Raw genomic sequence first — 23,482 nt, forward strand, 5'->3', positions numbered from 1 at the left:
AAGGTGCTATGAGACGTACGCCTCGTAGGATTATTCCCTTTGAACTGTAGTTTCTTTCACCTCACTGCGCAGGACGAAGCTACGAGCAGATTACATCTGCTCAAAACGTGGTTCGCGCTTTTCCAGAAACGCCCGCATGCCTTCCTTTTGCCCAGGTGTCGCGAACAGGCCATGAAACACCCTACGCTCGAACAGAATACCTTCGCGCATCCCGGACTCCATCGAACGATCCACCGCTTCACGGGCAGCCCGCGTTGCCGTTCGGGGAAAACCGCCGATGCGCTGCGCAACAGCCAAGGCTTGCTCAAGCAAATCATCGGTGGCTATCACCCGTGAAACCAATCCGGCCTGTTCGGCTTCTCGGGCGCAGATCGAGCGTCCGGTCAAAATCATGTCCATGGACTTCGCTCGGCCGATCAGTCGGGTCAGCCGCTGGGTTCCACCCATCCCCGGCATCACCCCGAGGGTAATTTCCGGCAAGGCAAAACGCGCGGACTCGGCGGCGATGATCACGTCACACATCATCGCCAACTCGCAACCGCCACCGTAGGCAAACCCCGCAACCGCAGCCACTTTCGGCGTTCTGAAGGCGGCGAATGCGTCCCATCCGGCGAAGTAGTCTTCCTCGATCATCTCCAGGCAGGACTTCGCAGACATCTCTTTGATATCGGCGCCAGCAGCGAAGTACTCCTTCGTACCGGTGATCAGGAAACAACCTACACCCGGATCGTTATCCAACCCGCGCAGAGTCTCCAGCAACTCGGTCATCAACTGCGTGCTCAGCGCATTGCGCGCCTGCGGGCGATTGAGCCGAATCAACACCACGCGCCCCAGTCGTTCAATCAAAATGTTCATGTTCATCTCATTCCTTGCATAAAGTGTCTGTGGGAAAAATCTCGGCTCGGCGTCAGGAATCCCAGATGGCGCCGTAGGCCGGAATACCACGAGATTCCATTTCCTCGACCACGCGTTGGGTCAGGGTCTGGTTGGAAATGCAGATCACCGCTTCTGCGCCAAATGACTGCACAGCGGCATACGCCAACTTGACCAAATCGGGTTTACCCGACACATCGGTGTCCCAGATCAGGGCATCGGGTTGCGCCGCAAGGATTTCATCCACCAACGAATCGCCATAGGTCTTTCGCGGACTGCGGGTCGACCAGATCAGGCGTATGGGCACTTGTCCGGCCAACAGATGCGGCAACACCGGGCCGATGCCGCTGCCAGTGGCGACGTACACCACCGATTTGAACAGCGTTTCAATATTTGCCACGCCCGCCGTGGTGATGCCCTTGACCCAGACATGGGTCGGCGCCTGCTCGATGAATGTGCCAGTCCAGTCACCCGCCCGAGAAATTATCAGTCGGAAACCTTCCTCTCCGGGTGTAGGAATATTGGCGAAGGAATGCCACTCCCACAGCGGATTGCGGCTGATCGCCGTGGCGGATCCGGCGAACGGCGTGTGGTGATCGAAGCGTGCCACCACCGCATGCGCCGATGGCCTGAGCAGGCTGACCGGGACTTTGCGCAAACGCAGCCACGGCAAGGCGATGCTCAACGTCAGCAACAGCAACATCCAGAACGAAGCCGAGCGCAGGAGAACATCGGTCAGCGCCAACGTGGGATTCTGCTCTTGGGCAAAGACCAGCGTCATCGCCCAGAACATCGCCAATGCCGCCCAACCGGCGAAACGGTGAGTCCGTTCGAAAGCGTTGTGAAAACGCCCGCGTATGCCCGGCAACGCCATGATTGCCACCAGCAACAGCAGCCCGAATAACCCACTGCTCAAGCCGATCAGCGTCAGCGAAACGCCGCCCGGCCCCTCGAAACGCTGCCAGGTCATCGAACCCAGCAACGCCGCAAACCAGGCAATTGCCGCCATGGCGCCGCCACTGTGCAGCCCGCCGAAGTGGTAAACCTTGGCCAGCGTCCGGCGAATCGCCAGTGGCCAAGAGGTGGGCGCGCGGGTCGCCAGCCAGAACAACAGGTTGATCAGGTATTGCTGACGGATCAGGATCGCCATCGACAGATTTGCCACCACCAGACCCGACAGCGTCGGCAAGGCAACACCGTGGGACGTCCACCAATTGCCAACGTGCAAGCCGTACACCAGGGCGGCGAGGTTAAAGACGAACACCGACACCACCAGACGGTTGTAATGCGAACACATCGGCAGCGTTCCAAGGCGCCGCCAGAGTGCACGTTTAGGCGGCAATACAACGTTCGGAGCCACCTCGTTCATGCCGTCACCGATTGTTCGACACGAGCGTTTTGCGCCTGATGCGCCACAGCCCAATCAAGCAACAGGCGTTTGTCGACCTTGCCACGGGATGTCAGCGGAATAGCCTCGACGGCCAGGATCAGCGATGGCACGCAATAATAGGCGAGCCGTTCTTCGCAACAGCTGCGCGCCAGGTCAACATCGGTGGACGCCGGATAGACGAATGCCACCAGATGGCGACTGTCGAGCTTGAGCGTGACCGCGCGTTCACAGCGAGGTGTCGCTTCCAACGCCGCAGAGACCGAATCGAGCTCAACCCGAAAGCCTCTGACCTTGACCTGATCATCGACCCGGCCCAGGTGTTCAAGCTCACCGTCCGCCGTCCAGCGCCCGAGATCACGGGTGCGGAACATCAGCCGCCCGTTCCCGAGAAACGGATCGGGCTGATAACGTTCGGCGGTCAACTCGGGATTGCCCAGATACCCCGCCGTCACGCAGTCACCGCCCGCCCACATTTCGCCCTGTTCACCCGGCCCGCAAAGCTGTCCCGCCTCATCGAGAACATAAACCGTGTTATTGGGCGTCGGCTTGCCGATCGTCAATGGCCCGATACCTTCATAGTGCTGCATGGTATTGACGATGGTGGTTTCGGTCGGCCCGCAGGCGTTATAAAAAGTGCAAAACGCCGCCCAGCGATCCGCCAACGGTTGCGGGCAGGGCTCACCGGCCAGCGCGACCACTTTCAACTGATTGCACCGGGCAGGATCAAGCGTGGCGAGAATCGAGGGTGTCGCGATCAACACGTCGCATCGCTCGGCGGTCTGCGCAATATCCTTGCCACGGATCAACAGCGTTGCTCCGTGGGCCAGACACCCCAACACTTCCCAGGCCGACATATCAAACGCGATATTGAGGATCTGCCCGACCTTCAACCCTGGGCGCATGCCAAGGTTGCCGGGCGCCGTCAGGAGAATATTGCAGAGGTTGCGCTGAGTCACTCGCACGCCATTGGGCAGCCCGGTGGTGCCGGACGTGAACAGCACAAAGCACAACGAATCAGGCGATGACGCTGTGCTGCCAATGTTCCGATCATCGGCAGCGACACTGTCGGCGCTGATGAACGCATCGAGGTCGATGCACTGTTGTTCCGTGGTCAGCGGTAGTGCCGATGCCAGATTCGCCAGCGTCAGTACGACGCGCACTCGGGCGACGCAGAGGATGTGCTGCAACTGCGCGGCCGGGGTAATCCCCACGTGTTGCGGAATATAAGCGGCGCCGATTTTCAAAACCGCCAGCATGCCCACCAGCATCGGAATCGAACGCTCGACAAACAGCGCTACATGATCGTCCGCCACCACACCTTGCTTGAGCAAGGTCGCGGCAAGCCGATTGGCCTGGCGATTCAATTCGCCATACGTGATGGACTGGCCCTGATGTTCGGCCGCAATAGCTTGAGGCCGGGCACTGGCCTGTGCTTCGATGGCGCGGTGGATCAATGTCTCCTGTGGCTCGAGCCGCGGGCCACAGCCAAAGCGCTGCCATGAATTCGCTTCAATGGCCGACTTCGGCGAGCTCGATGCGCTACGGTTATTGCTCAAGAATGCTTGCACTGGATTTCCCCTTTTTACCCTGACAAATTTTTTCAGCCACATCTGAGCCAGCAACCTGGGCTGCACCGGCAGTCAAACGCGTCTGTCAAAACGGTTGAGCGGGGAAATTTGCTTCCATTACAGGGACTACAGAACGCGGCGAACTTTCCTACAACGCATGCGACAAAAACTTTCAGAACCCTGGATGGAATAATCGGTGCGCGGCGACGTCTTCCGTGGCAATACTGCGTTTCAGGTCTCCAGACATGTCCTCCGTCATCAGTGCTCCGGCATGACACCTCACCATGAATGATCTTGACGAACAGCTACGTGAACTGATCCCGCGGCTGCGCCGCTTTGCCGTGTCATTGACGCGCAACAGCAGCAGCGCCGACGATCTGGTGCAGGCCTGTCTGGAGCGAGCCCTGTCGAGTTGGGGCGCCAAACGTGCCGACGGCGACTTGCGCGCCTGGCTGTTCGCGATCCTGTATCGGCAATTTCTCGATGCCCACCGCCGCTCCCGGCGCTATGCGCGAATGCTCGAGTTTTTCACCGGTCGCGACGATGCCCAGCCCTCGACGGAGCGCACCGTGATCGCGCAATCAACCCTGCAAGCCTTTGATCGCCTGCCCAGCGAACAGCGCGCCCTGCTGCTGATGGTGTCGGTCGAAGGCCTGACTTATAAAGAGGTCGCCGAGATTCTTGGCGCCCCGATCGGCACCGTGATGTCGCGCCTGTCCCGCGCCCGCCAGGCCTTGCGCCAACTCAGCGACGGCGAAATCAACAGCCCTTCTTTGCGGATACTCAAATGATCAGCCTGCCTCCCAGCGAGCGTGACCTGCACGCTTACGTCGACCACCAGCTAAGCGACGCCGACCGGCGTGTACTGGAAACCTGGCTGGCCAATCACCCGGATGAAGCCGCGCAGGTGCGCGCCTGGCAACAGGATGCCCAGCAATTGCGCGCGGCACTCAGCGGTGCATTGCAGCAACCGGCCAATCCGGCGCTTGACCCGGCCGTGCTGCGCCATCGCCGCCGGCGCCAGTCACGCCGCCATCTGGCCAGCGCAGCGATGTTACTGATCGCTGTCAGCCTCGGCGGTTTCAGTGGCTGGCAGGCTCGCGAGATGACCCTCGTGCGTTCCTCGGTGTTGCCGATGACCGATGCCTTGCAGGCTTATCGATTGATCGCTCAGCAAGGCATGCTGCCGGCGGATTACAAGGTTGAGAATGACGGCGACATGCAGCGTTGGCTCGACCGGTATTTCTCCCGTGCCAGTCGTTTGCCGGACCTGACAGCTGCCGGGTTTCAAGCGGTCAGCGGACGTCTGCTGAGCACCGATGAGGGGCCGGCGGCGATGGTGATGTATGAAGATGGCAGCGGCCACAAGGTCAGTTTTTATGTCCGCCCGCCGGGGCCGAAAAACACCTTTTTGCCACGCGGCAAACGCAGCGACGGGGATTTGCAGGCCGAGTACTGGTCGGGTGAAGGCTACAACTACGCAATGGTCAGCCCGACCGATTCCCCGGCAGCGCCATCCCTGCCATTCTGAAACCACTGCGGTTCCCTGTAGGCGTGAGCCTGCTCGCGCTTGCAAAGGATCGCGTGACGTCAGAAACCGACATCGAGCACGACGTTGTCCAGGTAGGTGCCGGCCGGGGGCGTGGTCTGGTCGGTGTAGATCTTCGCGTTGTAATTGAAGATCTGGCTGCCAGTCCCCAAGCCGTTACCGGGGTTGACCTCGGCGTCGGTACTCGCCCGCCGTGCCGAGCCGACGCTGCCCCAACGCGTGGTGCCAGCGCTTTTGAAGATGTCATACGCCAGATAATTGCTGCCGAAAATCATCCGCCGTCGCCCGCCGACGCTGACCGGGTTCTGCCCGTCGCTCAAGCCGACGGTGTAGGCGCTGCCCTTGGTGCAGGCCAGATTGATGGTCAGCCCGGTCACCGGGGTGAAGGCGCTGATCACCGGCGCATTGCCGAAGGCAATGTTCGGCGCGGTAATCGTGCAATCGTTGGACACGGTCAGGTTGACCGTCAGCGTGGTGGTGCCGCTGTTGATATCGCGGCCGAGGCAGACCGCGCCGATGCCGATCCCGGAGCAGTAATTCCAGTTCCAGAAGATGCTCAGGGTTTCGCTGTAAACCCCGGCGGCGACATTGCTGCCGATGGTCGTCCCCAAGTACAGCGGCACGGTTTTCGGTGTCGTACCGCCAAGCAGACCCAAGGCATCGATGATGCCATTGCGCGCGAAGTCAAAGGCCACGCCACGTGTGACCGGATAGCTGGTGCTGTTATTGGCGTAGAGGGTGTAACCGATGACATCCCCGGTCGGCCCGAGCAGGCCGCTCTGGGTCGAGCTGATGGTGGCGTAGAAGTGATCGTTGCTGGTCAGCAATGACAGCAGCGAACCAGTGCAACTCAACCCGCCATTCAGAGTTGAGCTGGGTTGTGAGGTGGTGCGCAAGGCAATCGAGCTGATCGAGCCGAAAGCTGCCGGCGAGGTGCTGACCACCGAGCACAGCGCCTGCGCCGCCCCCGGCAGCATCAGCGCCAGCCACAGAAAAATGCGCGCGCCCGTCATTGGCACACCAGCGGGCCGATCAGCGGAATCTGGGTTTGATTGATGTCGATGCTGAACTGCGCCTGGCAGGTTTTGCCATCGGCCAGCGTGACCTTCAGCGAGTTTTGCGCCTGCAAATTTTCCAGGTACACCAGACCGTCCCAACCTACCACCGTGCGCGCGCCGCTCTGCTCATGCAACACCCCGGCCCCCAGCGGCAACTGATGTTGTTGCGCATCCACCAGCACGATACTCGCGGCGATGACCCGGCTCAGTGGAAACTCCAGCAAATAGCCGCTGCCACGCCGGACGGCGATACGTTGTTCGACATTCGGGCTGCGCACGTCGGCTGGCAGATTCAGCGGATCGATTTCGTATTTGCCACGGTAATAGGCGCTGCTCCACGGCACCAGCAAATGGCCATTCTTGTCGGTCTGACCCACCTGCTGATTCTCGTAACGCACGGGAATGTCGGCAAAACCGTCGGTGCTGACCACGACAAACGCATCGTCAATGCGATTGGCGGCGAACACCTGCCGGTCCATCCACACCAGCGAGCCACTGGCGTCGGCCCAGCGGGTTTCGGCATCCGACGTCCCATAAACCCCGGCCTGCAATTGCACCGATTGCAGGCGCCAGGTCACGTCGGCCTGACGGTAATCGGCGCCATCGCCCTTGGCGTAACCGAGGTTGTAGCCGACGCCACCCTCGGTCGGCACTGCGCGGCTGTAGTTGACGCGCTGCTGACTCTGGCCGTTCTGGTTGCGCTCGCTGCTGATTGCCAGGCTGCCGCGCAAATCGAACGGAATCACCAGTTGCGCCTGCACGGCCCAGTTGCTGTCACCGATTTCGCGGTTGGCCGACAAGTACACACTGCTGTTGCGCCACAGCGGTTTGCTCCAGCTCAGGTTCAGCAACCGGGTACGCGAGTCGTCCGCCGCACGCACATCGAAATAGCCGAAACCGAGGCTGCCCCAATTGTCGAGACTGACGCTCAGGGTTGCCTGCTCACTGCGGCGACTGAGGCTGATTTGCGGGCTGTCGATCACGCTCAGGTCGGCGTATTGATCACGGCGTTGCAGACGTTGATAGGAGAAGCTGTAGCGCTGGCTGCTGTATTGATAACCCAGGCTCAATTGCTCACCGCCATCGCCATCGAAACGGCTCTGACTGACAGCACTGTTGAGCACGCCGAAGTTGCCCAGGCGCACGTTGCCACCGATCCCGCCGAGGGTCAGCGAATCAGAGGCTTCAGCATGGCTTTCGAGGGTAAAGCTATCGCTGACGCCATAACGCAGGCTGCCGGATGTCACCCCAGGCCCGTAGTTGAAATCCTTCAGGCCATAGTCGCGGCGCAACGTACCGGCGGCCACCGAAAAATCGCTCAAGCCTTGTTGCAGCAGGCTGCTGGTGACATAAAACGGCACCGTGGTCGACACCTGCCGGCCCAGCGCATCGGTGGTCACCACCACAGCTTCGCCAGCACCGTTGATGAAGGGAATGTTGGTCAGCGTGTAAGGGCCCGGTTGCAGCTCGGCGCTGCTGGATTTGTAGCCATTGATAAACAGATCCACCGAAGAAGGCACCGCCGCTTCCCCGGCGAACTGTGGCAGCGGATACGTCACCAGATCCGGACGCACCGCAAAGTCGCGCGAGAACTGCACACCGCCCAGACGTACCGAACTGCTCCACGGCAGAGCGCCGCTGATGACATCGCCAGCCTCGTACGTGAGCATTCGTTCGTCATCGGAAAAACGCCACGTCGTGTCGTAACGCAGATAGCCGTTGTTCAGCGTATTGGCTGCATCCCCGGAAATCGTGCGCCGGTACTGTCCGGTGTTGGACAGCGTGCCCCAACTGTCGAACACCCGCACCTCATTCCACGCCGCCAGGTACGTGCCAGCATTGTCGGTGTCATTGAGGTACAGATCGTAATTGAACAACGCGCCGAAACTGCTCAGTGCCGGCGTGCGCGGGTAGGCTTGGCGGTTACCGATGAACTGCTCGGGAAGCCACTCGGGCGGCACATCGAGCAGCAGACGCTGACCGACGCTGTCGTAATCGCTGTGCAGGCCCGGCAGGCTGTCGAGATCGACTTCTGCGCCGACCGTTTCGGGCAGCTTCATGCCGGTTTCACGCAGCGCCGTTGCAGGCAGAAACAAATGCCCTCCGCGCTGATCAACTGCGACCACCCGCCCGGTATTCATTTGATTGACCACCAGTTCGAGGAACAACTGTGCATCACTCACGGCCTCCATGCCGCTGGGCGGTGGCGGCAGTTCGCCGGCCGTTGATGGTTGAACGAACACCAGGCAACACGCGCCGGTGATCAGCCACAGCGGACGCTGAATACGGCGAGCCCATCCTCGGCTCATACACGCTTTACGTCCGTCAATGGACTCAATCCTCCTGATACATCCACCCTCGATGGCAGGCTGGCCACGCCCCTGTGGCCTCTGACCACGAATTCATCCGGCACAAAACCAGGTCGAGCCTTTACTTCGCCGGGGTGATGCTCTGCACCTGCGGCGCGCCGTTGACCCGTACTTGCAACGCCGAATCACCCGACAAGGCGCCCGGTGCTGGCCAGCGCATCACTGCGCCCGGCAGCACATAACCGAGCAGTCCTTCTGCCAATGGTTTGCTCTGCGCACCTTGCTTGATTGCCACGTCGGTCAGCCGCGCATGCACCGCGCCTTGATTACGCACTTCAACAAAAGGCTTCCCGTCCACGGCAACCGTGCGCCAGCTCAATTGCGGCAAACCGATACTTTTCGGATCACGTGGGCGGGTGCTGTCCTCTTTGCTCCACAGCCCGGCACCGTAAGCAAACAGCGGCACTGAATAACGCATCTGGAAGCGAATGGCCGCAGCCGTTTTGCCACCGTCGGCAGCAGGCGGTTGAGCCGCCGGGATTTCATCGATGATGATCCGGTAAGCCAGTTCCTGCCCCGGCGGTACTTCTTTGGTTCGGGTCAGACGCACCAGTTGCCGCTGGCCCGGCTCGATCTTCGCCACCGGTGGACTGCCGATCACGTCGCGCTGGTTCTGGTATTGCTCTTCAAAACCGTTCTGACTCCAACCAAACACGCGGATCTGCAGGTTGGCGGTTTCATTGCCGCGGTTCTCCAGCCACAGTGCGCTGGCCTGCTGATCGGCCTCCAGCACCGGATCGATCGGCCAGATCAGCACCGAACTGGCGGCGCAGGCGTGGCCTGCCCCCAGCATGACCAGCGCCAGCATCGCGCACTGAATGAACGGATGCCGTGACGTAACTGCCCCCATAAAACTGCTCCTTGTCGGCAAATCGAACTTCGCCTCACCACGACAATTGCACCTGCAACACATCGCTGTACGTCCCCCCAGGCTGATTGCCCGGTAATTGCACCTGACCGTAAATCGGCAGGCTGATATTGTTCGCATCGCTATAGGCGACCGCCACGCTCTGGCCAATGCCCAGGCTCTGGCTGTACGCCGCATCGCGAAACAGCGAATACGCCACGCGCGCGCTGCCGCTGTTGACCTGCATGTGCCGCCCGCTGCTGTTGTACTGGCCGCCATCAACGGTCATGTTCAGCGTTACGCCCGGCGTGCATTGCAGCTGCACGCCACCGGTCAACGCCACTTTCACCGTGTTGGTCGCCAGCGCCGAATTCGAACCGAAATTCAGTCCGCCATAGTTCGACACCCCGCCCACCACCAGACAACCCGCCGTCACCGTGGCACTGACCTGAAAGCTCTGGCTGGTCGCCGCCGTCAACGGTAACGGCGCACTGCCCGCCCAGAGCAGAAGCAGCGCGGCGCAGCCATGGCGAGGCATGGCATCAGAACGTCAGCTGAACGGCGATGGTGTCGGTGTAAGTCCCCGCAGGCAGACCGGCCTTGCCCTTCGCCTGGCCGTAGATGTTCACCGTCTGCGCGGTACCGGTGCTGGCCGCCAGGTTGATCGTGCCATTGACCGGCAGCAGCGTCGAAAACCCGGAGTCCGTGTACAAATCGTAGGGCACGTAGTTGGCGACCCCGTCGTACAGCGCACGGGCGCCACCGGTCGATTTACCGTCATTGGCTCCGGCCCCTACCGTGATCGTCGGGGTCGTGCCATTGGAGCAGAGAATCGACAGCGCCCCGCCGCCACCTCCCAGCACCTGCCCGGAAGCCGTGGTGAACAGGCTATTGGTGGTGCCGAAGTTCAGAGCACCGAAGTTCAGACCAGTGGTACCGCCGGCGCCGTTGACCTGACAGCTGCTGATCAGGATCAGGCTGGAGGTGATCTGGCCGGTGACCGTGGTGGCGGCGTTGGCACTGGAAGCCAGCGCCAGACCGAGCAACGACAAACCTATCCTTGATGCAATACGCATGTGTCCGTCCTCTACGGGTTTACCAGTCGAGCGTCACCGTCAGGGTGTCGGTGTAGACCCCTGCCGGAACCGCGCGGGTATTCGCCACCACCGAGCCAAATACCGGAATGGGTATCTGCGCACCGCTGGTAACAGCGAAATTGTGTGTCTGACCAATGCTGTAGCTCTGACTGCCGGAGGCATCCAGAAACAGTTGATAGGGGATGGTCTGGCGGCCATTGCTCAAGCGCCGCGTGGTGCCGTCGCCGTGGGCGCCGCCGTTGATGGTGACGGTGAAACCGGTCACCGAAGGATTGCAGGCGACATTGAGTTTGCCGCTGCTGTCAGCGTCGAGGCTGGCCTTGATCGGTGCGGTCCAGGTGGGGCCCTGCTCGCCGAAATCGAGAGAACCGAAATCGCTCACCGGGCTACCGGGGCTGGTGCCATTGGTCACTTCGCAGCCGGCGATCAGGATAAGTCGTGCATGGATTTGCCCACTGACTGCCGCCTGTGCATCTTCGGCGAGCATCAGTAGCGTACCTGCGGCGATGACCATCCAGTACTTGCCTGTCATTGCGCCTGTCCCTACTCCTTCAGGTTCATCCGACCATTGCGTTCTTTGAACGCCCCTTCCGTGCACAACCCAATCCTGCGGGTTGCTGACTAAAACCTGCGGTCACCACGTGACCGTCACCTTGATCAGATCGGAATAACGGCTGACCCGCGGCACTTCAGCCAGTTGTTCGATCCGCGCATACAGCGGCAACTCCACCGTGCCGCTGTCCGGCACCCGTCCACTGATCGGTGCATCCACCACCAGTGGCACCCGCCGTGCGGCGTCCTGAAATAGACGATAGGGAATCGGCTTGCTGCCAGCCGCTCCGGCCATATAGCGCACCTCTCCCACACCGCCATGCAAACCGCCATCGACCCGCATCTGATAAGGCGTGTCCGGATTGCACTCCAGGCGCGGCAAGCGTTGATGGGTCAACGCCGCTCCCAATGGCCCCGCCGGGTCGTCGAGCCGCGCCGTGCTGCCGAAATCAAGCACGCCGAGCTGCTCGATACCGGCCCCGCGCTGCTGGCCGATCAACTGGCAGCCGCGCAGCACGTCAACGCGCACTTCGACCTGCAGATCCGCCGCATCAACTGGCGCTATCAGCACGACCAGCAGACCCATGACCCCACGTACATTCACTGCCTCACTCCTTGTGAGGGACCGTCCGGATGTCGTTACTGTGTTTCAGGTTAGCAACGGTCGACGAATCCGCCAGTCGTATTGGATCCATCTATCGCCGGGATATGTTTCGAAAGGTTGGCAACCCAGCAAACGATGTCGCGCAAAATAGCCAGACGTCTTACGCAATCCTGTTCAGTGATCGCCCAGTCTCGCCTGGCGGTGCTGGAAGGACGATTCCACGTCTGGTTACACTGTGCCGCCGCGCTCGGTAAGCCGGCTTGACCCACTCGGAGTAATCGGACAGTGCCCGTTCGACTGCCAAAACGTTCGCGACTGACCCAGCGCTGGCCGGCGTTGCGCCGCTTGTTCGGCAAACATTTGCCCGCCAATGTGGGCCATGACGCCAGCGCCCAGTCGATCCGCGATTATTTCCGCAACAAGGCTCACAGCCAGGGTTACACGCTCAGTCACAGCCAGCAGCGGGTCATCGACTGTATGGCGCAGCAAGCCAGCCTGCTGTTCGCGGCCACCGCACAAAGACCGCCAAGCCTTTACTTGTACGGCGCGGTCGGGCGCGGCAAGAGCTGGCTGCTCGATGGATTCTTTCAAGCGCTGCCGATCACGCAGAAGCGCCGCCTGCATTTCCATCAGTTCTTCGCACAATTGCATCAGGGCATGTTCAGCCATCGCGAGCAGGACGACGCCCTTGCCACCACGCTCGATGAGTTGCTGCAAGACTGTCGCGTGCTGTGCTTCGACGAATTTCATGTGCATGACATCGGCGATGCGATGCTCATTACCCGACTGTTCAAGGCGCTGTTCAAACGCGGCATTCTGTTGCTGGTGACGTCTAATTACGCCCCTGAAGGGCTGTTGCCCAACCCGCTCTATCACGCGCGTTTCAAGCCGGTGATCGACTTGATCAATGCGCGCATGCAGATCATGGAAGTGGGCGGCGAGCACGATTACCGGAGTCAGGCGCGCAACCGGGTGCATCAAGTCTTTACCCATGGCCATTACGTGTGGCCGGGCACAGCGGCGCAACGCGCGACCCTGAACCTGCCGCCGCGGGATGCAGCGCCACGCTCGATAATGGTCGGCACACGGCATTTTCAAGCGCGGTTTTGCGAGGGCCGGCGTATCGGTTTCCGCTTCGATGATCTGTGCGAGCAACCGACAGCGGTGATGGATTATCTGGAATTGTGTCAGCGTTTCGATCACTGGATCATCGACGACTTGCCCGAACTGGCTGATTGCTCGATCGCCGCGCAACAACGCTTCATCAATCTGATCGACGTGCTCTACGATCAGGACAAACACCTGACGCTGCTTGGTCGGTTGTCGCTGTGCGAAAGCCTCGGCGGCGATGCCATCGACATGGGCCGCACGCGCAGCCGGTTGGGGCAGTTGCAGGTTGTCCCCCCAATAGCCTGACGCCAGCATCTGGGGGCGCTGTCGAGTGCAACGAGGCTGCGATTTTTTGATCCTCGGGGCCGCCAAATCAAAAGATCGCAGACTGCGGCAGCGCCTACACCTGCATCGGCATCTGCCGTTATCATGTTGGCCATTTCGGCGCCTTGCGCTTGTCCTTTTCAAAAGTGAACACCTACATGCACACCCTTGCTCAATTACGTGCCGGCGAGTTGTCGGGCATCACGCGCCTGGATCTGTCTTGCGGGCTGACCGAGTTTCCGCGCGAGATTTTCGAGCTGGCCGAGACCCTCGAAATCCTCAACCTCAGCGGCAATGAACTCAGCAGTCTGCCGGATGATCTGCATCGCCTGAGCCGCCTGCGCGTGCTTTTTTGCTCGGATAATCCCTTCACTGAACTGCCCGCGTGCCTCGGTCAATGCCCGTCGCTGACGATGATCGGCTTCAAAGCCAACCGCATCGTCAAGGTACCCGGCGAGGCGCTGCCACCGCTGCTGCGCTGGCTGATCCTGACCGACAACTGCATCGAAACCCTGCCGGCTGAACTGGGCGAACGCCCCTATCTGCAGAAGCTCATGCTGTCGGGCAATCGTCTGCAAGCGCTGCCGCCCTCGCTGAGCCAGTGCCATCGACTGGAGCTGCTGCGCATTTCGGTCAACCAGTTCAGCGAACTGCCGCAGTGGCTGCTGAGCTTGCCGAGCCTGACGTGGTTGGCCTACGCCGGTAATCCGCTGGAAACCGAAGCCGACGCCGCCGCCCTTGAAGCCACGCCGCTGATCGATTGGTCGGCGTTGCGTCTGGAGCAGAAACTCGGCGAAGGCGCCTCCGGGGTGATCTCCCGGGCGAGCTGGCAGCAAGCCGATGGCTCGCAGAAAGCGGTCGCGGTGAAGTTATACAAAGGTGAAATGACCAGCGACGGCTCGCCGTTGCACGAAATGAACGCGTGCATCACCGCCGGGCTGCACCCGAACCTGATCCGCATTGAAGGGCGTATCAACGGCCACCCCGACGGCCAACAGGGGCTGGTGATGCAGCTGATTGATCCGAGCTTTCGCAATCTCGCCGGATTGCCGAGCCTGGCGTCGTGTTCGCGGGATGTGTACGCCGATGATCTTCGCTTCACGGCCGACGTTGCCTTGCGCATTGCCAAGGGCATTGCCTCGGCGGCCGAACATCTGCATCAACAAGGCATCACCCACGGCGATCTTTACGGGCACAACATTTTGTTGAACGACCGGGGCGATTGCCTGCTGGGAGATTTTGGCGGGGCGTCGTTCCATGCCACGACGGATAACCCGCAGACGCGGGCGCTGCAACGCATTGAAGTGCGCGCATTCGGGATCTTGTTGGGGGAATTGCTGGCGCGTATCGATTCGGGGCTGAGTGCCGAACAGCGTTTACATTGGGAGGAGCTGGAACGGCGTTGCTGCCAGGCGCAGGTGCTGGCGCGACCGGGGTTCAGTGAAGTGTTGCGCGATCTTGGAAATCTGTGACCGCTACGCGGTCAATCGCGGGCAAGCCCGCTCCCACAGTGTCGGTGTCGTGCACAAAAATATGTGAACTGCGCAAAAACCTGTGGGAGCGGGCTTGCCCGCGATGAGGCCATCACTGGCGAAACAAATCAGCCGGCCAGACCGACAAACATGTCCTGCACGTCGTCATGGTTGTCGAGGCCTTCCAGGAACGCCTCGACTTCAGCCATTTGCTCGTCGCTCAGGCCAGTGACCGGGTTCTTCGGCTGATAGCCGAGCTTGGCCGACAACACCGTGAAACCTTGCTCCGGCAGGGCTTTCTGCACAGCGTCGAGGTCAGTCGGGTCGGTCAGGAACAAGGTCGCACCCTCTTCACCCGGTTCAAAATCCTGGGCGCCCGCTTCGATCGCGGCCATCTCCGGATCGGCGTCCGGGGTGTCCGGCGACGCTTCGATCATGCCCACATGGTTGAAATCCCAAGCCACCGAACCGGAAGCACCCAGTTGGCCTTTACGGAACGCCACGCGGATTTCCGCGACGGTGCGGTTGACGTTGTCAGTCACGCACTCGACGATCAACGGCACCTGGTGCGGGGCGAAACCTTCGTAGGTCACGCGGTGGTATTGCACTGCTTCACCCAGCAGGCCTGCGCCTTTCTTGATCGCGCGGTCCAGGGTTTCTTTCGGCATCGAGGCTTTCTTGGCCTGCTCAACCACCAGACGCAAGTGTGCATTGGTGGCGGTATCGGCACCGTTGCGCGCAGCAATGGTGATTTCTTTCACCAGTTTGCCGAAGATTTTGCCCCTGGCGTTGGCTGCCGCTTCTTTGTGTTTAACCTTCCACTGTGCGCCCATTACTCACTCTCTTGATCTGTGGCGCCGAGACATCTATTGGCCGACGCGTGGCGCCAAGTTTATACGGCCTAAAGTCGGCAATCGACCAAAAATATTGATTGGCGAATCGACATCTTCACCAGACCTTGTAGGGCGATTCTGAAAACCCCTTTTGCGGTGACTATTCAGCGCCGTGGTTTCGTACCCTCTGCCGTCCGTATTGCCTGACAGAACCTGTGCGAATGCTCAATGACAAGGAAAGTCCGTTCACCCTCACCCTGACCGATAGCGGGTTATGCCTGCCGGTTCTGCGCTTTCGTGGCGAGGAAGCGCTGAATCAGCCGTTCCGGTTCGAAGTGGAAGTGATGGGCCTGGCGCCTGCCGTCACGCCAGATACGCTGCTGAATCAGCCGGCGTTTCTGCGCATGGGCGAACATCACGGCGTGCATGGCCTGATCCACAACGTCTCGTGCGAACATCGCGGCACCCACCGCGTCGGCTATCGATTGGTGCTGGTGCCCTATCTGCAAGGCCTGGCGCAGGCGCTGCGACGTCGCCTATTTGTGCAGTCGAGCGTGCCATCGATTCTCGCGCAGTTACTCGTCGAACATGGCCTGCCGGCAGGCAGTTGGCGCATCGAGATGAGCGTCGGCACCTATCCGTGTCGTGAGTTCTGTATCCAGTACGAGGAAAACGACCTGGCGCTGTTGCAACGGTTGTGCGAGGAAGAAGGCATTCACTATCACTTTGAACATGGGCCCGGCGGGCATGTGGTGGTGTTTGCCGACGACAGCCTGAGCCTGCCTCAAGCCCCCACAATGATCCCCTTCAATAGCGATGACCAAAAGCAATCGCCGGGTGTCAGCAGCCTGTTTCAACGCCATGACAGTACCCAGCTCACGGTCCTGCATCCGGTGCGCAACCGCGGGCAACAGGCCGTCAGCGAAGATGCCGCCAATCAAACCGTGGCCCAGCCAGGTGCGACGTCGGTGTCTGCGCAACAACGCCATGCGGAACAACGCAGTCGTCGCCATCTCGAACGCCAGCGCTGCCAATATCGTTCGATCCATGGCCGCAGCGACGCTACCGATTTGCGCAGTGGTCACTTGCTGCAAGTCACCGACCACCCTGTCAGCGGGTTCAACGAACAGTGGTTGATCTCCGAACTGCGCCACAAAGGGCAACAGCCGTCGATTCTTGACCCGACGCCCATCGCGTATCGCTATCACAACGACTTCACCGCCCTGCCCTGGTCAACGGATTTTCGCCCGGCGCTTAAACAACCGCGACCGAGCATTCCCGGTTATCACCTGGCCCGCGTCCTCGGTGCCCTTGGGCAGCCGACCACGCTTGATGAACAAGGACGAATCCATGTCAGTCTGTGGCCAGCACCAACGGCACGGTGTGAGGAAGGGATTTGGCTGCCAATCGCCTTGACCACCGCCCATGGCCGGATTGCTGCCCACGAACTGCCCCGCGCAGGCAGCGAAGTCTGGGTGAGCTTTCTCGACAGCGACCCGGATCGACCAATTCTGTGCATGGGAGCGCTACGCGACGACCCACCGAGGGAGGCGCCGCCAGCCAGCGACAGCAGCTTGTTACTCGAGTGGCTGATCAACCGCTCCTGAATCCACGCAGGAGCAGGGTTGTGTTTATCGGCGCAACGCGGAGCATTTTTTGAGTGTTTACAGCGCTCAGCCTTTGTCGGCTTTGCCGGCAGCTGCCGCAAATTTTGCCAGGCGCACGTCCAGATGACGGGGGCGCCGGCCGTGGTCTTCCGCATGTTCCTTGCGGCGGATCGCGTTGCGCACCATCAGCGAACCGAGGTAGCGGATCGGCTCCGGCGGGAAATAGCCCAGCGGGCCGTTGATAAGCGGTGAGCGGGTCCACGGGTTGTTCAGGCCCTGCACCAGCGAGGCGAGAATCTGCCCGCCCATGTGGCACGGACCGACGCCGCTGCCGGAATAACCAAACCCGTAAAACACGTTGCCGCTGCTGCTCATCTGACCGAAGAACGGTAAACCGGTGACCGAGCGATCCGACGGCCCGTTCCAGGTCGCATCGACTTTGACATCGCTGAACGCCGGGAAAAAGTCATCAAGGCTGCGCTTGAGCAATCCGGCATACGGCGACGGCTGATCGAACACCGGCGACATTCGCCCGCCAAAGGCAAACGTATTGCCACCCTTGCCGAGCATGATCCGGCCGTCCGGGGTGTTGTGGTAGTAGTGCACGAAGATCCGCGAATCGAGCACGGTAACGCCGCTGGTCAAACCGATTGCCTGTAACAGATCCGGGCGCGGTTCGGTGATCAGCATGTCGCTGGAAACAATCGCCACGCTGCGCTCGAATTGCGGGAAGGCGCGCGCCATCCAGGCATTCATCGCCAGCACCACGCGGTCAGCGATCACGCTGCCATTGGGGGTCTGGATGCGCGCCGGGCGCCCCTCCTGCAACCCGGTCATGGCGGTGTTTTCGTGGATTTTCACGCCCAATTGCAACGCCACCCGGCGCAGCCCGCGCACCAGTTTGCCCGGTTGCACGCTGGCAGCGGCCGGTGAGAACCAGCCTTCCACATGTTTGGTGGAACCGGCCATCCGCTGCACATCCGCCACCGGGCGCTGGCTGAATGAGTTGATGCCGTTGCGCTCCAGCGCCGCGATCACCGCGTCGGTCGAGCCGACCTGCGCGCGGTTGGTCGCGGTGTACAGCGTGCCGTCGAGACGGTAATCGGCATCGACACCGTACTGCTCGCAGAACTCGCCGATGGCATGGATGCTGCGCTCAGACTCTTTGACCAGTCGCACCGCTTCCTCGACGCCAAACAAGCGCTCAAGGGTGAAGTACTTGGCCGACCATGACAGCGCGCAACCTCCATTGCGCCCACTGGCGCCGGCACCGCAAATGTCGGCCTCGATCAGCAACACCTCCAGTTCAGGGTTCTGCTGCTTGAGCATGATCGCCGTCCATAACCCGGTGTAACCGCCACCGACAATGCACACGTCGGTGCGCACTTCGCCCTGCAGCGGCGGGCAAGTTGCAGAGGTATCGGCCAGCAAGGCCTGCTCCAGCCAAAAAGGTCTCATGGCACTTCTCCAGTCAGTTGGCCACGCCACAACCTGCCGCGAACGCCGCAGCAGGCCGCGAGGCTAAGGGTTTCAAGAACGCAGAGGTTTGATCGTCAACCGGCAATTGGGGATAGACGCACGCGGCTCCATCACACCGACCGGACGGCTGTTCCAGTGCGGAATCAGCACCAGCGCCGAGAACAGTGCGCAGCCGGCGAAAACGATGAACACCGTCACTGAGTCGAAGTAGCCCGGCAGCAAACCGCCGAGCACTGCACCAACCGAACCACAGCCGTTGACGAAGCCGGCGGCAGTGGCGCCGGCCTTGGCCTTGCCGAAATCAATGGCGGCAGCACCGCTGATCATCGAATCAGGGCCGTACAGGGTCAGGCCCATGACAAACAGCAGCGCCACGACGAGCAACACACTGCCGGTGTGCAGGGCGCCCATGAACAGCGCGAGGGTCACGGTCAGCGCCAGCAAACTCAGGACGCACGCTGGCATGCGCCGGGCGCCGAACAGTTTGTCCGAGGCCAGGCCAATCAGGATCGGCCCAAGCAGCCCGGCCAGTTCGAACGAAGTGGGAATGATCGCTGCACCGACTTTGCCAACACTGGGCATCTGTTCAAATACGATCACCGGGCCCCATAGCAGAATCGCGTAGCGCGCCGGTTTCAACATGAAATACGCCAGGCCCAGAACCAGCACCGTGCGGTTGCGCAGGATTTCCTTCAACGGTTCCCAGACGCTGAGTTTGCTGTTGGCTTCGGCTTCTTCAGCGCTCAGTTCCGGCTCCGGTTCTACCGCTGGCAAGCCAACGTCTTCCGGTTTGTCGCGCTGGAAGATAAAGAACAATACCGCCACCACGGCGACCACAGCAGCACTGGAAATAAACGCCGCGTGCCAGGTACCGACCAGTGTATACGCCCACCATCCAGCAAACGGTGACGCCACCAGACCACCAAACGCATAGCAGGAGCTCCACAATCCAAGCACCCGCCCGCGTTGTTTAGCGGGGAAGAAACTGCCGAGGTTTTTACACAAACCCGACCATCCGGTGGACTGCGCCAGGCCCTGAATCAACATGCAGGTGGCGAAGATCGGCAAGGTGGCGAAACTGCCCATTACCAGTGCTGCGGCGGCGGAAATCAGCAATCCGCCGAGCACCACCACCCTGGGGCCAAAGCGGTCGGCGAGCATGCCCCAGGTGAATTGGCCCACGGCATACGCCGCCAGATAAATCGCATCGAGGTTGGCCATGGCCATCTTGTCGAGCATGAAGGTCGGGTCTTCGGCGATGCCCAGTTTGGCCACCGAAAAAGCTTTGCGGGTGAAGTAGAAAGCGGCGTAAGCAAGCCAGGTAATCGCAAAAATCTGCACGCGCCAACGTGCAATGGTGCCGATGTGCTTGTTCATGGTGGTTCTGACCTCAGGGTGTGAGTGTGCCGGCAGAATCGTTAAGTAAACGCCTGTGTTTTTTATTGTTGAGCACTGCGATATCGCTCCATCCCTAAGGCGATACCGGTCAGATGAGTCCTGCTGTTGCACGCACAGGCTCATGGGCCACTGCCGCTGCTCGGTCAAGCAGGCAGCGATGGCGTGAGCCGATCAAAGCAATTACTGTTTAATAAATAAAATCGATTTATCGTATTTCACACATAAGCTCAGCTTGTTACTGCTTGTTTAATCAGGAGGCTACATGTCGGTGTCCCACGCCCAGCTCAAAGCCTTCCACGCGGTGGCCGTGCATGGAAGCTTCACCCGAGCCGCCGAGCGCCTTTTCCTCACGCAACCGGCCATTTCCGACCAGGTGCGCAAACTTGAAGAACGTTTTGGCGTCTTGCTGTTTCACCGCAATAAGCGTTCCGTGCGCCTGACGGACCTCGGCGAGCGGTTGCTGGCGATCACCCAGCGCCTGTTTGTGATTGAGGCAGAGGCCCAGGAGCTGTTGCAGGAGTCCCAGGCCTTGCAGACTGGCAGCTTGATTCTGGCAGTGGATGCGCCGGTGCACGTGTTGCCGCAGATCGCGCGGTTCTGCGAACGCTATCCGGGCATCAGCGTGAAAATCGAAACCGGCAACACCGATGAATCGCTGTTTCGCCTGTTCAACTATCAGGCGGATCTGGCGTTGCTGGGGCGCGATGTCAGCGATGAACGCTTGCTGTGCGTGCCACTGCGTAATGATCCGATGGTAGCGTTCGTGTCGCGCAATCATCCGTGGGCCGAGCGTGAATCAATCTGCCTGGCGGATCTCGATGACACACCGCTGGTGTTGCGTGAGCACGGTTCGGTGACGCGGCAGACACTGGAAGAGGAAATGGCCCGGGCGGGATTTCGCATTCGTCCGGCGATTCAGGTCGAAGGCCGAGAAGCGGCGCGCGAGGCGGTTGTCGTCGGCATTGGCGTCGGGGTGGTGTCGGCGGCAGAATTTGGTGCGGATTCACGGGTGTGTGCGTTGCCCATCATCGACTGCACCCGACGGCTGACGGAGACGCTGGTGTGTTTGCGTGAGCAGAGTTCGCGGCGAGTGGTGGCGACGTTTCTCGACATGGTTCGCGAGAGTCTTGTGTAATCAGGACCCGCCCCTTCGCGAGCAGGCTCGCTCCCACGTTGGAACCGGTTCCTCCAGAAAAAACGCGGTCGAATGTGGGAGCGAGCCTGCTCGCGAAAGGAGCGCCACGGTGTTTCAGGCTGGGGCCAAGCCGAAGAAGGCCTGAATCAGGCGCAACTCCCGTCGCCGCTCCATGCACCCGATCATGTGCCGATTGACCAGGCCCTCGCCGACAATCGGAATCGCCACCACCCGCGGGTCATGACTGACTTCCACCGATGACACCACGCCAACGCCCAACTCGGCGGCAACGGCCTCGGTCACCGCCTCGCGGCTGTCCAGTTCGAGCAATACCCGTGGCTGAATCGCGGCCTGCGCGCAGGCCTGGTCAAACGTGCGCCGGGTTATCGAACTCGGCTCACGCAGCACCATGATCACTTGATCGAGCTCTTTGAGTTTCACCTCACCGGCCCGAGTCGCCCACGGGTGCGCCGCCGGCACCAGCGCGCAAATGCGCGATTCACTCAGCGCCTGCAAATGCAGACCTTTGCGCGGCTCGACCTCGGTCAGCACGGCAACGTCGGCGTGTTCCGACAACAGCGCCGCTAGGGTTTCCTGGGCATTACCCAAGCGCAGATTGACGGTGATGCCCGGATAGCGTGCGCGCAGGCTCGCCAACATCGGCATGACCATGTGCGGCCCGTCCGCCGCCACTTCCAGACGCCCGGTCAGCAACTGCCGATTGGCCTCGAGCATCGCCTGCGCTTCTTCCGCCAAGCCGAACATCGCCCGAGTGATTGCTGCCAGTTTGGTGCCCTCCTCGGTCAGTTCCACCCGTCGCGCGGTACGCCGCAGCAGGGTGATCTGATAGTGCTCCTCCAGCGCCTTGATGTGTCCGGTGACCGCCGGCTGGCTGATGAACAACCGCGCGGCGGCGCGGGTGAAGCTGCCTTCGCGGGCCACGGCGTCGAAGGCGCGCAGTTGAAACAGGTTCATGAATAACTCTCGCTGATGGCTGGCATAACAACAAACAATTTGATTGATGCAACGGCGAATTGCAACGTATGCCCCGTAGCTTCATCCCACAGCGCAATCCGAGGACACACGAATGAGTATCGCCGAACCCATCCTGCTCACTCCCGGCCCGTTGACCACTTCGGCCCGCACCCGCCAGGCAATGATGGTCGACTGGGGGTCATGGGATGACCGCTTCAATCAACTGACTGCCAGCCTTTGCGAACAATTGCTGGCGATCCTCAACGGCGCCGCCACTCACCACTGCGTCCCTCTGCAAGGCAGCGGCACGTTCGCCGTCGAAGCGGCCATCGGCACATTGGTGCCGCGTGACGGCAAAGTGCTGGTGCTGATCAACGGTGCCTACGGCAAGCGTCTGGCGAAGATCTGCGAAGTGCTTGGCCGCTCGTTCAGCACCTTCGAAACCGCTGAAGACGAACCGACTACCGCCGCCGACGTCGACCGCCTGCTACGTGCCGACAGCGACATCACCCACGTCGCGCTGATCCACTGTGAAACCAGCACCGGCATTCTCAACCCGCTGCCGGAGATTGCCCAAGTCATCAAGCAACACGGCAAACGCCTGATCATCGATGCCATGAGCTCCTTCGGCGCGCTGCCGGTGGATGCGCAGCAAGTGCCGTTCGACGCGCTGATCGCGGCGTCCGGCAAGTGCCTGGAAGGCGTGCCGGGGATGGGGTTTGTCTTCGCCCGCAAAGAGGCGCTGGCCGCAGCCGCCGGCAATTCGCACTCGTTGGCGATGGATCTGTTTGACCAGCACGCTTACATGCAGAAGACCGGTCAATGGCGCTTCACCCCGCCGACCCATGTGGTCGCGGCGCTGCACGAAGCCTTGCTGCAATACAACGAGGAAGGTGGCCTGCCGGCGCGGCATGCGCGCTACGCCGCCAACTGTCAGGCACTGATGGAGGAAATGGGCAAACTCGGTTTGCGCAGCTTCCTGCCCGCGGCGATCCAGGCGCCGATTATCGCCACGTTCCATGCGCCGAAAGATCCGCGTTACCAATTCAAGGACTTCTACGAACGGGTCAAGGCCAAGGGTTACATTCTCTACCCCGGCAAATTGACCCAGGTCGACACCTTCCGCGTCGGCTGCATCGGCCACGTCAGCCCGGACGAAATGCGCCAGGCCGTCGCGGCTGTTGGCGAAGTGCTGCGCGAGATGGAAGTCCTCGACATCTGATTACCACCACAAATCCCCTG

21 protein-coding genes are annotated in these 23,482 nt (G+C 60.9%); 7 read left to right on the forward strand and 14 right to left on the reverse strand.

Features of this window, described 5'->3' with window-relative positions:
• Positions 1-90 precede the first annotated feature (90 nt).
• Genes JFT81_RS05425 through JFT81_RS05435 form a run of 3 tightly spaced genes read right to left on the reverse strand, consistent with a single transcriptional unit; the run spans position 91 to position 3,819 of the window.
• Positions 91-855: an enoyl-CoA hydratase-related protein gene (locus JFT81_RS05425; protein ID WP_201226415.1), complete on the reverse strand. Its 765-nt coding sequence runs from the start codon at positions 853-855 to the stop codon at positions 91-93.
• A 52-nt stretch (positions 856-907) separates the two neighbouring features.
• A complete protein-coding gene (locus tag JFT81_RS05430; protein WP_201226416.1) occupies positions 908-2,242 on the reverse strand; it encodes a hypothetical protein in 1,335 nt (444 codons plus the stop codon).
• Entirely contained in the window at positions 2,239-3,819 is a 1,581-nt protein-coding gene (locus JFT81_RS05435; RefSeq protein WP_242485575.1) for an amino acid adenylation domain-containing protein, read from the reverse strand. Before JFT81_RS05435 ends, JFT81_RS05430 begins: the two co-directional genes overlap by 4 nt.
• 296 nt (positions 3,820-4,115) lie before the next feature.
• Here JFT81_RS05435 and JFT81_RS05440 point away from each other — a divergent pair, with 296 nt between their 5' ends.
• Both JFT81_RS05440 and JFT81_RS05445 read left to right on the forward strand, forming a co-directional pair.
• Positions 4,116-4,622: a sigma-70 family RNA polymerase sigma factor gene (locus JFT81_RS05440; RefSeq protein ID WP_201226418.1), complete on the forward strand. Its 507-nt coding sequence runs from the start codon at positions 4,116-4,118 to the stop codon at positions 4,620-4,622.
• The gene (locus JFT81_RS05445; protein WP_201226419.1) at positions 4,619-5,362 is read left to right on the forward strand and encodes an anti-sigma factor; all 744 of its coding nucleotides are present in this window, start codon (positions 4,619-4,621) and stop codon (positions 5,360-5,362) included. The genes JFT81_RS05440 and JFT81_RS05445 overlap by 4 nt, the downstream gene beginning before the upstream one ends.
• A gap of 59 nt (positions 5,363-5,421) precedes the next feature.
• On the opposite strand, the gene JFT81_RS05450 is transcribed toward JFT81_RS05445, so the two are convergent.
• From JFT81_RS05450 to JFT81_RS05480, 7 genes are all read right to left on the reverse strand, one after another.
• Positions 5,422-6,393: a spore coat U domain-containing protein gene (locus JFT81_RS05450; protein ID WP_201226420.1), complete on the reverse strand. Its 972-nt coding sequence runs from the start codon at positions 6,391-6,393 to the stop codon at positions 5,422-5,424.
• Positions 6,390-8,747, reverse strand: a complete 2,358-nt coding sequence (locus JFT81_RS05455; RefSeq protein WP_201226421.1) for a fimbria/pilus outer membrane usher protein — start codon at positions 8,745-8,747, stop codon at positions 6,390-6,392. The genes JFT81_RS05450 and JFT81_RS05455 overlap by 4 nt, the downstream gene beginning before the upstream one ends.
• Positions 8,748-8,868: 121 nt before the next feature.
• On the reverse strand, positions 8,869-9,657 hold the full coding sequence (locus JFT81_RS05460; RefSeq protein ID WP_201226422.1) for a molecular chaperone: 789 nt from the start codon (positions 9,655-9,657) through the stop codon (positions 8,869-8,871).
• A gap of 34 nt (positions 9,658-9,691) precedes the next feature.
• Positions 9,692-10,192 carry a spore coat U domain-containing protein gene (locus tag JFT81_RS05465; protein WP_201226423.1) on the reverse strand — a complete coding sequence of 167 codons (501 nt, stop codon included), beginning with the start codon at positions 10,190-10,192 and terminating at the stop codon, positions 9,692-9,694.
• Between the two features lie 4 nt (positions 10,193-10,196).
• Complete coding sequence (locus JFT81_RS05470) at positions 10,197-10,730, reverse strand: spore coat protein U domain-containing protein (protein WP_201226424.1); 534 nt, start codon at positions 10,728-10,730, stop codon at positions 10,197-10,199.
• A gap of 19 nt (positions 10,731-10,749) precedes the next feature.
• A complete protein-coding gene (locus JFT81_RS05475; protein WP_201226425.1) occupies positions 10,750-11,283 on the reverse strand; it encodes a spore coat U domain-containing protein in 534 nt (177 codons plus the stop codon).
• A gap of 102 nt (positions 11,284-11,385) precedes the next feature.
• On the reverse strand, positions 11,386-11,889 hold the full coding sequence (locus JFT81_RS05480) for a spore coat U domain-containing protein (protein WP_201226670.1): 504 nt from the start codon (positions 11,887-11,889) through the stop codon (positions 11,386-11,388).
• A 303-nt stretch (positions 11,890-12,192) separates the two neighbouring features.
• Here JFT81_RS05480 and zapE point away from each other — a divergent pair, with 303 nt between their 5' ends.
• A complete protein-coding gene (zapE, locus tag JFT81_RS05485; protein ID WP_201226426.1) occupies positions 12,193-13,323 on the forward strand; it encodes a cell division protein ZapE in 1,131 nt (376 codons plus the stop codon).
• Positions 13,324-13,499: 176 nt separating this feature from the next.
• Positions 13,500-14,813: a leucine-rich repeat-containing protein kinase family protein gene (locus JFT81_RS05490; protein WP_201226427.1), complete on the forward strand. Its 1,314-nt coding sequence runs from the start codon at positions 13,500-13,502 to the stop codon at positions 14,811-14,813.
• A gap of 128 nt (positions 14,814-14,941) precedes the next feature.
• Here JFT81_RS05490 and JFT81_RS05495 read toward each other — a convergent pair whose 3' ends face one another.
• Positions 14,942-15,646, reverse strand: coding sequence for a YebC/PmpR family DNA-binding transcriptional regulator (locus JFT81_RS05495; RefSeq protein ID WP_201226428.1), 705 nt, complete (start codon positions 15,644-15,646; stop codon positions 14,942-14,944).
• Positions 15,647-15,867: 221 nt separating this feature from the next.
• On the opposite strand from JFT81_RS05495, the gene tssI reads away from it, so the two are divergent.
• The gene (gene tssI / locus JFT81_RS05500; protein WP_201226429.1) at positions 15,868-17,253 is read left to right on the forward strand and encodes a type VI secretion system tip protein TssI/VgrG; all 1,386 of its coding nucleotides are present in this window, start codon (positions 15,868-15,870) and stop codon (positions 17,251-17,253) included.
• A gap of 66 nt (positions 17,254-17,319) precedes the next feature.
• On the opposite strand, the gene JFT81_RS05505 is transcribed toward tssI, so the two are convergent.
• On the reverse strand, positions 17,320-18,711 hold the full coding sequence (locus tag JFT81_RS05505; protein ID WP_201226430.1) for an FAD-dependent oxidoreductase: 1,392 nt from the start codon (positions 18,709-18,711) through the stop codon (positions 17,320-17,322).
• A gap of 72 nt (positions 18,712-18,783) precedes the next feature.
• A complete protein-coding gene (locus JFT81_RS05510) occupies positions 18,784-20,109 on the reverse strand; it encodes an MFS transporter (RefSeq protein ID WP_201226431.1) in 1,326 nt (441 codons plus the stop codon).
• Between the two features lie 283 nt (positions 20,110-20,392).
• Here JFT81_RS05510 and JFT81_RS05515 point away from each other — a divergent pair, with 283 nt between their 5' ends.
• Positions 20,393-21,265, forward strand: a complete 873-nt coding sequence (locus JFT81_RS05515; protein ID WP_201226432.1) for a LysR family transcriptional regulator — start codon at positions 20,393-20,395, stop codon at positions 21,263-21,265.
• 114 nt (positions 21,266-21,379) lie between these two features.
• On the opposite strand, the gene JFT81_RS05520 is transcribed toward JFT81_RS05515, so the two are convergent.
• The gene (locus JFT81_RS05520; RefSeq protein ID WP_201226433.1) at positions 21,380-22,240 is read right to left on the reverse strand and encodes a LysR substrate-binding domain-containing protein; all 861 of its coding nucleotides are present in this window, start codon (positions 22,238-22,240) and stop codon (positions 21,380-21,382) included.
• A 112-nt stretch (positions 22,241-22,352) separates the two neighbouring features.
• On the opposite strand from JFT81_RS05520, the gene JFT81_RS05525 reads away from it, so the two are divergent.
• A complete protein-coding gene (locus JFT81_RS05525) occupies positions 22,353-23,462 on the forward strand; it encodes a 2-aminoethylphosphonate--pyruvate transaminase (RefSeq protein WP_201226434.1) in 1,110 nt (369 codons plus the stop codon).
• Positions 23,463-23,482: the final 20 nt, after the last annotated feature.

Origin of the sequence: Pseudomonas sp. TH43 (assembly GCF_016650635.1) — a bacterium.
Lineage (GTDB): Bacteria > Pseudomonadota > Gammaproteobacteria > Pseudomonadales > Pseudomonadaceae > Aquipseudomonas.

What these genes read in the sequence shown, in the direction of transcription:
- JFT81_RS05425 (WP_201226415.1), bottom strand. Translation starts at nt 855, where the DNA reads ATGAACATTTTGATTGAACGACTGGGGCGCGTGGTGTTGATTCGGCTC.
- JFT81_RS05430 (WP_201226416.1), bottom strand. Translation starts at nt 2,242, where the DNA reads ATGAACGAGGTGGCTCCGAACGTTGTATTGCCGCCTAAACGTGCACTC.
- JFT81_RS05440 (WP_201226418.1), top strand. Translation starts at nt 4,116, where the DNA reads ATGAATGATCTTGACGAACAGCTACGTGAACTGATCCCGCGGCTGCGC.
- JFT81_RS05445 (WP_201226419.1), top strand. Translation starts at nt 4,619, where the DNA reads ATGATCAGCCTGCCTCCCAGCGAGCGTGACCTGCACGCTTACGTCGAC.
- JFT81_RS05450 (WP_201226420.1), bottom strand. Translation starts at nt 6,393, where the DNA reads ATGACGGGCGCGCGCATTTTTCTGTGGCTGGCGCTGATGCTGCCGGGG.
- JFT81_RS05455 (WP_201226421.1), bottom strand. Translation starts at nt 8,747, where the DNA reads ATGAGCCGAGGATGGGCTCGCCGTATTCAGCGTCCGCTGTGGCTGATC.
- JFT81_RS05460 (WP_201226422.1), bottom strand. Translation starts at nt 9,657, where the DNA reads ATGGGGGCAGTTACGTCACGGCATCCGTTCATTCAGTGCGCGATGCTG.
- JFT81_RS05465 (WP_201226423.1), bottom strand. Translation starts at nt 10,192, where the DNA reads ATGCCTCGCCATGGCTGCGCCGCGCTGCTTCTGCTCTGGGCGGGCAGT.
- JFT81_RS05470 (WP_201226424.1), bottom strand. Translation starts at nt 10,730, where the DNA reads ATGCGTATTGCATCAAGGATAGGTTTGTCGTTGCTCGGTCTGGCGCTG.
- JFT81_RS05475 (WP_201226425.1), bottom strand. Translation starts at nt 11,283, where the DNA reads ATGACAGGCAAGTACTGGATGGTCATCGCCGCAGGTACGCTACTGATG.
- JFT81_RS05480 (WP_201226670.1), bottom strand. Translation starts at nt 11,889, where the DNA reads ATGGGTCTGCTGGTCGTGCTGATAGCGCCAGTTGATGCGGCGGATCTG.
- JFT81_RS05490 (WP_201226427.1), top strand. Translation starts at nt 13,500, where the DNA reads ATGCACACCCTTGCTCAATTACGTGCCGGCGAGTTGTCGGGCATCACG.
- JFT81_RS05495 (WP_201226428.1), bottom strand. Translation starts at nt 15,646, where the DNA reads ATGGGCGCACAGTGGAAGGTTAAACACAAAGAAGCGGCAGCCAACGCC.
- tssI (WP_201226429.1), top strand. Translation starts at nt 15,868, where the DNA reads ATGCTCAATGACAAGGAAAGTCCGTTCACCCTCACCCTGACCGATAGC.
- JFT81_RS05505 (WP_201226430.1), bottom strand. Translation starts at nt 18,711, where the DNA reads ATGAGACCTTTTTGGCTGGAGCAGGCCTTGCTGGCCGATACCTCTGCA.
- JFT81_RS05510 (WP_201226431.1), bottom strand. Translation starts at nt 20,109, where the DNA reads ATGAACAAGCACATCGGCACCATTGCACGTTGGCGCGTGCAGATTTTT.
- JFT81_RS05515 (WP_201226432.1), top strand. Translation starts at nt 20,393, where the DNA reads ATGTCGGTGTCCCACGCCCAGCTCAAAGCCTTCCACGCGGTGGCCGTG.
- JFT81_RS05520 (WP_201226433.1), bottom strand. Translation starts at nt 22,240, where the DNA reads ATGAACCTGTTTCAACTGCGCGCCTTCGACGCCGTGGCCCGCGAAGGC.
- JFT81_RS05525 (WP_201226434.1), top strand. Translation starts at nt 22,353, where the DNA reads ATGAGTATCGCCGAACCCATCCTGCTCACTCCCGGCCCGTTGACCACT.